Origin of the sequence: Aeromonas sp. R1-1 (assembly GCF_040908495.1) — a bacterium.
Classification (GTDB): Bacteria; Pseudomonadota; Gammaproteobacteria; order Enterobacterales; family Aeromonadaceae; genus Aeromonas; species Aeromonas veronii.
The window spans coordinates 1-12,383 of sequence record NZ_JBFODV010000218.1 but is presented as its reverse complement, the minus strand read 5'-3'; the positions used below and the strand labels follow the sequence as shown (position 1 = coordinate 12,383).

General features: G+C 62.3%; 11 protein-coding genes. 5 read left to right on the top strand and 6 right to left on the bottom strand.

Annotated elements, in window-relative coordinates:
- A partial coding sequence (locus AB5Y92_RS14680; RefSeq protein WP_368227035.1) for a LysR substrate-binding domain-containing protein occupies positions 1-336 on the top strand: 336 nt, incomplete at its 5' end.
- Between the two features lie 123 nt (positions 337-459).
- Here AB5Y92_RS14680 and AB5Y92_RS14675 read toward each other — a convergent pair.
- The 4 genes from AB5Y92_RS14675 to AB5Y92_RS14660 all read right to left on the bottom strand — a co-directional run bounded on the left by AB5Y92_RS14675 (position 460) and on the right by AB5Y92_RS14660 (position 4,415).
- Positions 460-1,362, bottom strand: coding sequence for a LysR family transcriptional regulator (locus tag AB5Y92_RS14675; RefSeq protein WP_005352600.1), 903 nt, complete (start codon positions 1,360-1,362; stop codon positions 460-462).
- 100 nt (positions 1,363-1,462) lie between these two features.
- Positions 1,463-2,722: a CynX/NimT family MFS transporter gene (locus AB5Y92_RS14670; RefSeq protein WP_368227034.1), complete on the bottom strand. Its 1,260-nt coding sequence runs from the start codon at positions 2,720-2,722 to the stop codon at positions 1,463-1,465.
- Entirely contained in the window at positions 2,719-3,618 is a 900-nt protein-coding gene (locus tag AB5Y92_RS14665; protein ID WP_368227033.1) for a pirin family protein, read from the bottom strand. The genes AB5Y92_RS14670 and AB5Y92_RS14665 overlap by 4 nt, the downstream gene beginning before the upstream one ends.
- A 59-nt stretch (positions 3,619-3,677) precedes the next feature.
- Entirely contained in the window at positions 3,678-4,415 is a 738-nt protein-coding gene (locus AB5Y92_RS14660) for an isochorismatase family protein (RefSeq protein ID WP_005333630.1), read from the bottom strand.
- Positions 4,416-4,607: 192 nt separating this feature from the next.
- Here AB5Y92_RS14660 and AB5Y92_RS14655 point away from each other — a divergent pair, with 192 nt between their 5' ends.
- Positions 4,608-5,543 (top strand): LysR substrate-binding domain-containing protein, encoded by a 936-nt coding sequence (locus AB5Y92_RS14655; RefSeq protein ID WP_139459524.1) that lies wholly within the window; start codon positions 4,608-4,610, stop codon positions 5,541-5,543.
- Positions 5,544-5,549: 6 nt separating this feature from the next.
- On the opposite strand, the gene AB5Y92_RS14650 is transcribed toward AB5Y92_RS14655, so the two are convergent.
- A complete protein-coding gene (locus AB5Y92_RS14650; RefSeq protein ID WP_368227032.1) occupies positions 5,550-6,458 on the bottom strand; it encodes a LysR substrate-binding domain-containing protein in 909 nt (302 codons plus the stop codon).
- Between the two features lie 276 nt (positions 6,459-6,734).
- Here AB5Y92_RS14650 and metE point away from each other — a divergent pair, with 276 nt between their 5' ends.
- Positions 6,735-8,999 (top strand): 5-methyltetrahydropteroyltriglutamate--homocysteine S-methyltransferase, encoded by a 2,265-nt coding sequence (metE, locus tag AB5Y92_RS14645; RefSeq protein ID WP_368227031.1) that lies wholly within the window; start codon positions 6,735-6,737, stop codon positions 8,997-8,999.
- Positions 9,000-9,175: 176 nt separating this feature from the next.
- Positions 9,176-9,925, top strand: a complete 750-nt coding sequence (locus tag AB5Y92_RS14640) for a substrate-binding periplasmic protein (RefSeq protein ID WP_368227030.1) — start codon at positions 9,176-9,178, stop codon at positions 9,923-9,925.
- 36 nt (positions 9,926-9,961) lie between these two features.
- On the opposite strand, the gene AB5Y92_RS14635 is transcribed toward AB5Y92_RS14640, so the two are convergent.
- The gene (locus AB5Y92_RS14635) at positions 9,962-10,825 is read right to left on the bottom strand and encodes a LysR substrate-binding domain-containing protein (RefSeq protein WP_323906758.1); all 864 of its coding nucleotides are present in this window, start codon (positions 10,823-10,825) and stop codon (positions 9,962-9,964) included.
- A 166-nt stretch (positions 10,826-10,991) separates the two neighbouring features.
- On the opposite strand from AB5Y92_RS14635, the gene AB5Y92_RS14630 reads away from it, so the two are divergent.
- A partial coding sequence (locus AB5Y92_RS14630) for a glycoside hydrolase family 1 protein (protein ID WP_368227029.1) occupies positions 10,992-12,383 on the top strand: 1,392 nt, incomplete at its 3' end.

The window sequence follows — 12,383 nt, the reverse complement described above, 5'->3', positions numbered from 1 at the left end:
ACCCACGACTGGCTTTGCGGCGACATGCTGGGCAACGGTTTGCTGCTGCAGGATGAAAAGGGGGGCGAGCACAGGGTGAGGTTCAAGGCCAAGGTGCTCTGCAATAATGTGTTGCCCTTGCGCCAGTTTGCGCTGGCGGGGCAGGGGATCTCGCTGCAACCGGAGGGGGAGATTGGCGAGGATCTGGCTCAGGGGCGTCTGCTCGAACTGTTGCCCGGTTTTCGGGTGGCACCGATGGAGATCCACGCCATCACGCCGCAGCGGGAGATCCCGGAGAAGGTGCGACGGGTGGTGGAGGCGCTGCGCAGCTACTTCGGCACGACGATGTCGTCATAAGCTGCGCCTTAATGGTTGAGAAAAGGCCCCCGATTATCCTGAAGGGGGATTATCCATAAGGCGGTTTGTCGAGAAGAGCGATACCCGGATGAGGAGATGGGTATGCTTGACTGTTAAGCATACTTAAAACGAACTGACGGCCCGCACCTGATCTTTGAGCCAATTAAGCCCGGTATCCTGACCGGAGCTCTTGTGCCAACTCATGTAGACGGGGCAATCCTCCGAGAGCCAGGGGAGGGGATAGCTGGCCAGATCCAGCGCCTGCCCCAGCTTCTCCATGTGCCACTGGCTGGCGACGCAGAGCCAGTCGGTACGGCTCACCAGATGAAGGGCGGTGAGCAGAGAGTCGCTCTCGTAGGCAATCTGACGCGGCGGCAGCGGCGCCTTGGTCAGGGTGTTGAGCAGCAAGCTGTCGAGCCGCCTGGTTTGCAATACCACGTGCTTTTCGTTGAAGAAGGTGGCCATGTCGGGGGCCTGGCGGATCCTGGGGTGATCCTTGCGGCAGGCGATGCGCAGGGCCTGGGACATGATCTGCTCGTTTTCGATCCCCTGCTCCGCCATCGGCTTGGTGGCCAGCACCAGATCCACGCTGTGTAGATAGAGGCTGTTCTGGCGCAGGGCTTCGTCCTGCACCTGGGTGTTCCACTCCAGCTGACAGTTGGGGGCTTGGGTCTGCAGCAGGTTGTTGAGCTCCGGCAGGAAGAATATATCGATATCGGGCACCCCCGCGATGCGAAAGGTGCGCCGACTGGTCTGGGGATCAAAGAGATCGGTGCGCTGCAGGCTGCGCTCCATGTCGTGCAGCGGCACCATGATCTCGTGGTGCAGACTGAGCGCTCGCGCCGTGGGGGTGATGCCGCGTCCCTGGCGGACAAACAGCGGCTCGCCCACCAGGGTGGTCAGGCGGCTGATGGCCTGACTGATGGCCGAGGGGGTCATCTCCATCATCTCGGCGGCCGTGGTGACACCACCATAGCGGATCACCGCATCGAGGACGCGAAAGAGATTGAGATCGACTTGAGACATGGTGGCTACCGTTAAGCATGATTAAACAGTTAACATACTGAACAGCCTCTTGTCCGGCCAGCATTCCCTGCGATAACTGTGATGTTTCCCTCTCTATTCGTCATCTTCCATCTTGCCGCGAATGCGATCGAGCCTGTTTTGCAGCCATGCTTGAGCCTGGCAGGTGGCCCGCGGCATAGAGCAGCGTGACCAGCAGCAAGCCGCCCAGAAAGAGCCAGCGAGCGCTTCCCCAATGGCCGCTGTCCGTCATCAGGGCCGCCAGCAACAGGGGGCCAAGCAGCTGACCGAAGTTGGCGAGCTGGACAAAAAAGCCCTGCACGATGGCCAGTTGCACCGGCCCCTGACTCACTCCCTGCGCAGACGAGAGGATCGCCGGCGGCGCCATGCCACCCGAAAGGGAGAGGACGAGGCACAATCCATAGGCCCACCACGGCGACAGGCCGGGCCAGAAGGCGAGCATGCCGCACAGCGCCATCAGACCCAGTGCCCAGCTGATGAGCCGATCTCGTGCCACGCCCCGGCGCAGCAGCCATGCCCCCATCAGGTTGCCGGGAATATTGGCGACCACCGCCAGCGCCGAAAGCAGGGCGATCTGGCTTTGGCCAATCCCGGGGCTGCCTTGCAACATGGTTGGCTGCCAGACAAAGAGCGCCCAGAGCATCAGGCTGTAGAGCGTGAACGCCAACCCGTAGCGCCAGAGTGCCTTCTGCCGGAGCACCGTGAGTTGGCGCAGTGGGCGGCCTGCGTTAGCCGCGCTTTGGGGCCCCCCGACCCGCAGCCCATCTGCCGAGCGACTGGCGAGCAGAAGCAGCAGGGCAGAGAGTTGCGGGATCATCAGGATCAGCCAGGCCAGTCGCCAGCCACCTTGCGCCGTGAGCCAGGGAGTGAGCAGCATACCCGCCGCCGCCCCGAGAGGCAGGTTGACCGCCCACAGGCTCAAGGCCAGCCGTTTATCCTCCTCCCGGGTCACCGCCACGATAAAGGCGGGCATGGCCACCGAGACCAGCAAAAAGCCAATCCCCTCGACAATGCGCGACAGCAGCATCATGGCCAGCCCGGTGGCGGGCAGCGCCAACGCACCGCCTGTGACGATAACCAAAAGCCCGACAACCCCGGTTTGCCGCCCACTCCAGCGGGTCAGCAACAGGCCGAGAAAGAGACAGCAGAGGATCGCCAGCGTATTGAAAGCTGAGGCGAGATAGCTGGCTTCAACCAGTGTCAGCCCCAGCTCGCTGCGCAGTATGCCGAGCACGGCGGGCACTTTGCCAAGGCAGAGAGCGCCGCTGGCACCGGCGAAAATGGCGAGGAAGACCAGAGGCCAGCGCGTGCTTTGTGGCTGATGGCCAGCGAGCGTGCTCATGGCCGATATTGGCCGTTGCGCAGCCACTCATCGTTGAGCTGACCTAATTCGCCGCGCTGATAGGTATGCAGCCGATCTGCAATGGCGTCGTGGCTGTTCATGACGAAGGGGCCATGTTTGACCAGGGGTTCATTGAGCGCCTGGCCTGAGAGCAGCACGAAGTGGCAGGGCTCGGTGGCCTCAAGTTGCAGTGCCACCGCCTCGCCGCCATCGGCAGGCAGGCTGACACCCATCCCGTGACCTGCCGGGATGAGGTGCCGCTCTCCCTCCGCCTGCAGGGTCAGCGATCCGGTCAGGGGATAGATCATGGCATTCCAGCCTGCCGCCAGCAGATGGATGAAGCGGCTGCCGGGCGCGCAATGGCCATCGAGCAGGGTAAAGGGTTGGGGCAGTTCTGCCGAGTGTGGCGCCGTTATCCCGTTGCTGTGGCCTGCGACCACCCGTACTCGCACCCCTTCGCCATGAAACTCGGGGATGGTGGCAGCGGTTGCGTGGACGGCAAAAGGCGACATCATCTTTTGACGGGCAGGCAGGTTGACGAAGATCTGCAGGGCGTGGACATAGGGGGATGCCCCTTCCGGCTGCTCGGTATGTACGGCCCCGCGCCCGGCCGCCAGCCAGTGGAGCGCCCCCGGTTCGATGGGGCCCTGATTGCCGAGGGAGTCGTAGTTGACGTGGGGGCTCGTCGAATCCTCGAACAGATAGGTGACGGCAGAGATCCCGGCGTGGGGATGGGGCTCGAAGGTGGGGGCGGTCATCTGGAAGTGATCCACCATCACCACGGGGTCTATCAGACCGTTGAAAAAGTGTTCGCCAAAATGGCTGGCTTCAAAGCCGCTGCCAATGCGCAGCGGTTGGCCCTTGACGGGGGCGGAGAGAGTCAGGCGTCTGGTCATCGATATAACCTCTTGAAGACAAAAGAAGCCTTCGGTCATTTGACCGAAGGCGGGGCGAGTTACGACTTCTTGGCACCTTCTTGCATCTGCCACACCAGGGTAGCGAAAGGCATGTCGAGGGCGCTGTAGACATCGTGCGCCTTGGGGTCGACGTTGCTACGTAGCATCTCGACCGCGGCGGAGGCGTAGTCGGTGACCGGGATACCGGCCCCCAGCAAGCGTTGCAGACCCGTGGTGCGCTTGGCTTCGTTGAAGGTGCCGGAGGCATCGAGCACCACCCGGGCATCATAGCCGGCAGCCTTGGCAGAGAGGGCCGGGAAGCTGGCGCAGATCTCGAGGGATACCCCGGCGATGATCAGTTGTTTGCGGCCGGTCTTCTCAATGGCGGCGCGCACGGCAGGATCGTCCCAGGCGTTGATGACAGTGCGGTTGATCACCTTCACATCCGGCAGGGCGCTGGTCAGTTCGGGCATGGTGGGGCCCCACATGCCATCGGGCATGGTCGCGGTCACGATCACCGGCACGCCGAGGGCGCGGGCGGCGTTGGCCAGCGCCACCACGTTGTGCTTGAGTTCGCCCACCGTGGTGTCGCGCACACCGCTCAGCAAGCCGACCTGATGGTCGACCAGCAGCAGTACCGCATTGTCTCGGGAGAGCATCTCCAGATAGCGGTTGGGTGATACGGTCGGATGGCTGGCAGCCTCGGCGGCCATGGCCGGTGTCGCTGTGGTGGCCAGCGTGGTGGTCAGGGTCGCCAGACCGAGCAGAGTGGCAGAGCAGATTTGTCGCAGTTTCATGGTGAACTCCTTGTGATATCGGAACAGTCAAACGGCCCTTGCTGGTGGGGCGGATTGCCCGCGCAGCAACCGTCTGATGGGGACAGGGCCATTATGATGGCTGCAAAAATGGCGACAATCTGGTGAAATAGGTTCTTATCGTTCTATTGGTGGAACGATGTGAACGCACCTCACCCTTACCAAGGCAGCCCGATGACACCACTGGAACTTGATTTGAATGATCTCTATCTCTTCACCCATGTGGTGCAGCGACAGGGATTCACTGCCGCCGCGCGGGCGCTTGGCGTGCCCAAGTCGCGGATCTCGCGCCGGATCCGGCTGCTGGAGGAGCGGCTGGATACCCGGCTGCTGCAACGTACTTCGCGCCAACTCAGCCTGACCGATGCCGGTGAGGTGCTCTATCGCCACTGTCAGGCGATGCTGGCCGAAGCGCAGGCGGGAGAGGCGGCTGTGCGGCAACGGCAGCAGGAGCCGAGCGGTCTGGTGCGCATCAGCGTGCCCATTACTATTGCCGATGCGCTGCTTGCCCGCTTGTTGCCCGTTTTTATGGCGCAATACCCCAAGGTGAGACTCGCCGTGCAAGCCAGCAACCGGCAGGTGGATCTGCTGGAGGAGGGGCTGGATGTGGTGATCCGCGGGGTGGCCTTCGAGCAGGCCCCCTCCAGTCTGGTGCAGGTGCCGCTCTGCACGGTGCAGTGGGGCGTGCTGGCGACCCCGGCGTGGCTCTCGCGCCACAATGCGCTGGCGCATCCACGCCAGCTGGAAGGAGAGGATGCCCTGCTTTTCAGCTCGCTGGAGCGTCAGGCCGATCTGTTGCGGCTGCGGCACGATAGCGGGGAGAGTGAGGAGGTGGCGGTCAATGTGCTGCTGCGCAGCGACAATGTGCAAACCCTCAAACAGGCGGCGCTGGCGGGGCTCGGGATGGTGGGCTTGCCACTTTACGCCTGCGTGAGTGAGTTGGCGGATGGGCGGCTGCAACAACTGCTGCCCGAGTGGCGCCCCAAAGATGGCAAGCTGGTGATGCTCTATCCCGCGCGGCGCGGTCTGTCACCGGCGGTCAGGGCCCTCATCGACTTTATCAAGGTGCAGTTGCCTGCACTGCTGGCAGAGGTCGGTCGGCCACGCTGAGGAGGGCTATCCCTCCATCTTGCGGCGAATGCGCTCGAACAGGCTCTGCAGGCAGGCTTGATCCCGATCGGCGGCCCGCACCGCGCCGTACATATGGCGACGAATACCGCTGCCGAGGGGGCGGGCGCAGAGCATCCCCTGTCTGACAAACTCGTTGCTGGCCCAGCGCGGCAGGGCGGCGACCCCGAGGCCGGCGGCGGCCATCTGCAGCATCACCGAGGTGTTGTCCACCGGCTTGCAGCGGGCGGGCTCCACCCCGGCGGGTTGCAAAAAGCGGTTGAAGATATCCATGCGGCTGCGCTCCACCGGATAGACCAGCAGCACCTCCGCCCCCAGATCGCCCGGCTCGATGTGGCTCCGGTGGCAGAGGGGGTGATCCGGCGCCATCACCAGAGTCAGATCAAAGGCAAACAGCGGCTCGAAGTGGAGATCGCCCCGGGCCTGCACATCGGAGGTGAGCAGCAGGTCGAGTTGGCCGCCGAGCAGGGCATTGATGGCATCAAAGCCCGGCACTGACTCCACCTCCAGATCTACCCCGGGCCACTGGCGGCGAAAATCGGGCAACAGCGGCAGCAGCCACTGGATGCAACTGTGGCAATCGAGCGCCAAATGCAGCCTTCCCGCATCGCCGCTCTGCAAGGCCTGCAGCTGTTTCTCGGTTTGGGCCAGGGCGGGCAGTACCTGACGGGCAAAGGCGAGCAGCTGGCTGCCTGCCGCGGTCAGCACCAGCGGGCGGCTTTTGCGCAGGTAAAGCTCCAGATTGAGGCGGGTCTCCAGTTCTTTGAGCTGGTGGGAGAGGGCGGACTGGGTGAGGTTGAGGGTCAGCGCCGCACCGGCCAGCGAGCCCTGCTCGGCCAGCGCGGTCAATGTTTTCAAGTGTTTGATCTCTATCCCTGCATTGCTTGGCACTGCCATAAGATGGCTCCTTGTGAGATTGCGTATGGCGCTGAGGTTGCGGTCGGCGGTGACCTGCTGCGCTTCTTGACTCCGGCACCTCTTGCACCTGTAAAAATCGGCCTCTGTATCCTCGCGGTGAACCTGACTGGCGGTCAGTTGAGGATTATTTGAGAGCCACTTGAAGAGGATTCAATAGCCAGCGTCACCTTATCTTGTCATTTTGGATGTGTAAACATCTGGATGGCTAAATCATCCAGTTTCCCATCAGATGAATGAGCATAAGGAAATGAACCTATGACACGAGCACACACCCTGGGCTTCCCCCGTATCGGCGCCAAGCGTGAGCTGAAATTTGCCCTCGAATCCTACTGGCGTGGCGAGACCACTCAGGCCGAACTCGTTGCCGTGGGCAAGACGCTGCGTGAACGCCACTGGCAGGCCCAGCACGGCGCCGGGGTCAATCTGCTGCCGGTGGGCGACTTTGCCTGGTACGATCAGGTGCTCGGTACCAGCCTGCTGGTGGATGCAGTGCCTGCCCGCCACCGCCATGGCGAGACCGATCTCGACACCCTGTTCCGGGTGGCCCGCGGCCGTGCGCCGACCGGCCCGGCGGCGGCTGCCGCCGAGATGACCAAATGGTTCAACACCAACTATCACTATCTGGTGCCGGAGTTCAGCCGTGATCAGCGCTTCAAGCTGGGCTGGAGCCAGCTGTTTGACGAGGTGGAAGAGGCCAAAGCGCTGGGGCTGCCGATCAAGGCGGTGCTGCTGGGACCGGTCTCTTATCTGTGGCTCGGCAAGGAGAAAGGGAGCGGCTTCTCCCGCCTTGAACTGCTCGATCGCCTGCTGATTGTCTATCAGGAGATCCTGGCCAAGTTGGCCGCCCAGGGAGTGGAGTGGGTACAGATCGATGAACCTGCGCTGACGCTGGACCTGCCGGACGAGTGGCGGCTGGCCTACCTCAACGCCTACGAGCGCCTCGCGGGCCCCTGCAAGCTGCTGCTCACCACCTATTTCGGTTCGGTTGCCCATCAGCGCGACATCATCACCAGCCTGAAAGTGGATGGCTTGCATCTGGATCTGGTGGCCGCCCCCGAGCAACTGGAGACCCTGGTGCCGCATCTGCCCGCCCAGTGGGTCATCTCAGCAGGGGTGATCAACGGCCGCAACGTCTGGCGTGCCAATCTGGCCAAGCTGGCGCCGACTCTGAAGGCACTGAAAGCCAAACTCGGCGAGCGGCTCTGGGTGGCCTCATCCTGCTCATTGCTGCACAGCCCGGTGGATTTGACCCTGGAGCAGGAGCTGGATCCCCAGACCCGCAGCTGGTTCGCCTTCGCCTTGCAAAAATGTTTCGAGCTGGGACTGCTCAGAGAGTATCTGGATGGGGGCGAGCTCGACAAAATCACCGCCTACAGCCAGCCCATCGTGGATCGGGAGTCCGACAGCCGGGTGCACAAAAAAGCGGTGCAGTCACGGCTCGCCAGCCTCACCAACAGCGATTTTGATCGCCACAGCCCCTATCCGGTCAGGGCCGAGCTGCAGCGCTCGGATCTCAAGCTGCCGCTGCTGCCCACCACCACCATCGGCTCCTTCCCGCAGACCTCGCAGATCCGGGTGTTGCGGCAGGATTGGCGCGCCGGTCGCATCGATGACAGCGCCTACGAGGCGGGCATTCAGGCGGAGATCCGCGATGCCATCGCGCGTCAGGAGGCCATCGGGCTGGACGTGCTGGTGCACGGCGAGGCCGAGCGCAACGACATGGTGGAGTATTTCGGTGAACTGCTGGATGGCTTTGCCATCACCCGCTTCGGCTGGGTACAGAGCTATGGCTCACGCTGCGTCAAGCCGCCGGTGATCACCCGCGATATTGACCGCCCGACCCCCATGACCCTGGCGTGGACAAAGTTTGCCCAGAGCCTGACCGACAAGCCGGTCAAGGGGATGCTGACTGGCCCTGTGACCATCCTCTGCTGGTCCTTCCCGCGCGAAGATGTGAGCCGTGAGCAATCCGCCCTGCAAATCGGGCTGGCCATTCGTGACGAGGTGGCAGACTTGGAAGCCGCCGGCATCAAGATCATCCAGATCGACGAACCGGCGATCCGCGAAGGCTTGCCCCTGCGCAAGCAGGATCATCAGGCCTATCTCGACTGGGCAGTGCGGGCCTTCCGTCTGAGTGCCAGCCCGGTGGCGGACAGCACCCAGATCCACACCCACATGTGTTACAGCGACTTCAACCTCATTATCGAGGCAGTGGCAGCGCTGGATGCGGATGTGATCACCATCGAGACCAGCCGCAGCCAGATGCAGCTGCTCGAAGCGTTCGAACGCTTCAACTACCCCAACGAGATTGGCCCGGGCGTCTACGACATCCACTCGCCGAACGTGCCGAGCCAGAGCTGGATTGAGGGGTTGCTTCGCAAGGCGGCCAAACAGATCCCGGCCGAGCGGCTCTGGGTCAACCCGGATTGCGGCCTCAAGACTCGCGGCTGGGAAGAGACTGAGGCCGCCCTCAAGGTGATGGTCGATGCCACCAGGGCGCTGCGGGCCGAGCTGGCGTAACCGGCAAGCCGTGACCGCCATCGGTAAGGTGGCGTGCTGAAAAACGAACGAGAGAGGGGAAGCCACTGCTTCCTCTCTCTTTTTTCGTTGGCCACTTTTTTCACTGGATCCTGAACCTTGCCGCAGCCCGCTTTGCACTAGGCTCAGAGGTGGCAGAAGTGGATGGAGTCGCGGCCATGAGAGTCAGTCTGGGGAGCGCAATCTTGTGGGGATTGCTGATGTGGCAGAGTGTCTGGGCGGCGCCAGCGGCCGAGTTGAAGTTGGTCTACTTTGACGACTTTGCCCCATATTCGTGGCGTGACGAACAGGGCAAGATGCGCGGGCTGATGATCGACGTGATGGAGCGGGTGGCAGCGCACATGGGGCTGCGGGTGCGCCATGAAGGTTATCCGTGGCAACGGGCGCAAAAAATGGTGCGGATGGCGCAGGCCGATGGTTTTGTCACCATCGCCACCCGGGAGCGGCGCAGTTATACCCTGGTTGTGGAAGAGCCGGTCACCACCACAGTGCTAACCATTTTTACCCAGCGCGCCCATCCCCGCATGGCGGAGTTTCAGCGAGCCAGCCGCTTGAGCGACTTCAAATCGCTTACCTTTCTCGACTATTTCGGTAACGGCTGGGGCAAGGAGAACCTGGCGGGCTTCACCGTTCATCACACCATCAATGTTGATAATGTCTTCAAAATGCTGGCGGTGGGTCGGGGGGATCTGATGGTGACCGACCCACTGGTGGCTCGTTTCAAACTCAACCAGCTGGGATTGTCCGGGCAGGTGGTCGAGGTGCCGCTGCAGCTTGCCTCTACCCCGTTCAATCTCTGCATCGGCAAGCACTCCCGCTTCAATACCCGGATAACCGAGTTCAACCGTGCCCTGCAACAGCTGCGACAAAGCGGCGAGTTGGCGCGTATCGTCGAACGCTATCGTTGATGCGCGGCCGCCATCTGCTGTTTGCCAACGGCGTGTTTATCTTGGCGCCATATCGGCGATGGTTGCCCAGAAGGCATCGATCAAGGGCCCCTTGCTGTGGGGCGGACGGATAAGGCCAATGGTCCAGCAGGCTTCCCCGTCTCTCAAGGGGAGGGTGAGCACATCCGGGTGCTCGATGGTGGTGGAGGAGGGCACCAGGGTCCAGGCGATCTCTGCCGCCGCGGTGGCAACACCGGCGGCGAAGTCGTTGACGTACTGGATATCGCGAAATCGCAGTCCGCTCTGGGCCAGATAGTTCATCAGGTGATCGTAAAACGATGGCGCCTTGTCACGACGCAGGATCGCCAGCGGCTTGTCCACCAGATCCGCCAACTCCCTCACATCGCGGTAGCTGGCGGGCAGCACGGCGACAAAGTGGGCTTCGACCACCGGCAGGGCGTGCCACCCCTTGGGGGCGGGCAGGCGGCAAAAACCGAGATCCAGCTTGCCTTCACTGAGCGCCAGTAGCTGGTGGTGGGTGGAGAGATCGTTGAGCTCGATGGTCACCTGCGGCCGCTCGGTGCGAAAACGGGCGATGGCGGCGGGCACCAGGATTTTGGTGGCCACGCCAAAGCCGATGCGCAGGGTGCCGACATTGCCCGCCAGCACGTCGCGGGCGGTGCGCGAGAGCTGCTCGCTCTGGATGACCACCTCGCGGGCATCCTCATACAGCGCCCTGCCCAGTCCGGTGAGGCGAGTGGTACTGGCGTTGCGCTCGAACAGCTCGCCGCCCAGCTCCTCCTCCAACCGCCTTATCTGTTTGCTCAGGGCCGACTGGGTAACGTGCTGGCGTACCGCCGCCTGGCCGAAGTGCAGCACCTCCCCCAGAGTGACGAAGGCTTTCAGATCCCGTAGCTCCATCAGGGCTCCTTTCATTCCTGTTGGGAATGTTGAGTGGTCAAATTTGTCATTGGACGGAATTTTAGAAGTGATGGATGCTTATGCCAATTCATTTCGGGCGCCCCGACAAGGGGCGCCGAGTTATCAGAGATGGCTGACACCATCAGCGCAGAAGGAGCAACACCAGATGCATCACTACAAGTTCAACGACTTCCCGAGCGATTTTCTGTGGGGCGCCGCCTCCGCTGCCTATCAGGTGGAGGGGGGCTGGAATGCCGATGGCAAGGGGCCCTCGGTGTGGGATCTCTTCACCAAGCTGCCGGGCAAGACCTTTGAGGGGAGCAACGGCGATGTGGCGGTGGATCACTACCACCGCATGGAAGAGGACGTGGCGCTGATGGCCGAGATGGGGCTCAAGGCTTACCGTTTCTCGGTGAGCTGGCCGCGCATTTATCCCACCGGTCGGGGGGAGGTGAACGAGGCGGGGCTGGCCTTCTACGAGAAGCTGATCGACACCCTCTTGGCCCACCAGATCGAACCGGTGCTGACCCTTTATCACTGGGATCTGCCGCAGGCGCTGCAAGATGAGTACGGCGGCTGGGAAGACCGACGCATTATCGAGGATTTCGAGCGCTACTGCGTGACCCTCTATCAGCGTTTTGCCGGCAAGGTGAAGTACTGGGTGTCACTTAACGAGCAGAACTACAACCTGACTAACGCCTATCAGCTCGGCACCCATCCGCCCGCAGTGCAGGATCGCAAGCGCTTCTTTGCCGCCAACCATATCGCCTTTCTGGCCAATGCACGGGTGATCAAGGCGTTTCGCCAGCATGTACCGAACGGCTTGATTGGCCCGAGCTTTGCCTATTCCCCTGCCTATCCGGCGTCGTGCGACCCGAAAGATATGCTGGCTTACGAGAACGCCGAGGAGTTCAACAACCTCTGGTGGCTGGATGCCTACTGCTTTGGCCGTTATCCGCAGGCGGCGCTCGCTTACTTGCGGGAAAATGGCGAGGCGCCGGAGATCCTGCCGGGCGATATGGAGTTGCTGCGCGAAGGGACGCCCGACTACATTGGCGTCAACTACTACTACACCCTGACCTACACAGATAACCCCCTGGGCGGTCAGACCCTGCAGCGGATCAACACTACCGGCAAGAAGGGCACTACGCCATCGAGCGGCATTCCCGGCCTCTACAAGACGGCGCCCAATCCGCACCTTGAGACCAGCAACTGGGATTGGGCCATCGACCCGACCGGGATGCGCATCGCGCTGCGTCGTCTCTCTTCCCGTTACGGTTTGCCGCTGATGATCACCGAGAACGGCCTTGGCGAGTTCGACAAGCTGGAGGCGGGCGACAAGGTGAACGATGAGTACCGCATCGATTATCTGCGCAGCCATGTCAAGGCGTGCCAAGAGGCGATGCAGGACGGGGTGGAACTGCTTGGCTACTGTGCCTGGTCGTTCACCGATATCCTGAGCTGGCTCAATGGCTACCAGAAGCGTTACGGCTTCGTCTATGTGGAGCGTGACGAGCAGGGGGGCTCCCTTCGCCGGATCAAGAAGGCGAGTTTCCAC

Coding starts and splice junctions, on each gene's coding strand:
- AB5Y92_RS14675 (WP_005352600.1), bottom strand. CDS start 1,362: ATGTCTCAAGTCGATCTCAATCTCTTTCGCGTCCTCGATGCGGTGATC.
- AB5Y92_RS14670 (WP_368227034.1), bottom strand. CDS start 2,722: ATGAGCACGCTCGCTGGCCATCAGCCACAAAGCACGCGCTGGCCTCTG.
- AB5Y92_RS14665 (WP_368227033.1), bottom strand. CDS start 3,618: ATGACCAGACGCCTGACTCTCTCCGCCCCCGTCAAGGGCCAACCGCTG.
- AB5Y92_RS14660 (WP_005333630.1), bottom strand. CDS start 4,415: ATGAAACTGCGACAAATCTGCTCTGCCACTCTGCTCGGTCTGGCGACC.
- AB5Y92_RS14655 (WP_139459524.1), top strand. CDS start 4,608: ATGACACCACTGGAACTTGATTTGAATGATCTCTATCTCTTCACCCAT.
- AB5Y92_RS14650 (WP_368227032.1), bottom strand. CDS start 6,458: ATGGCAGTGCCAAGCAATGCAGGGATAGAGATCAAACACTTGAAAACA.
- metE (WP_368227031.1), top strand. CDS start 6,735: ATGACACGAGCACACACCCTGGGCTTCCCCCGTATCGGCGCCAAGCGT.
- AB5Y92_RS14640 (WP_368227030.1), top strand. CDS start 9,176: ATGAGAGTCAGTCTGGGGAGCGCAATCTTGTGGGGATTGCTGATGTGG.
- AB5Y92_RS14635 (WP_323906758.1), bottom strand. CDS start 10,825: ATGGAGCTACGGGATCTGAAAGCCTTCGTCACTCTGGGGGAGGTGCTG.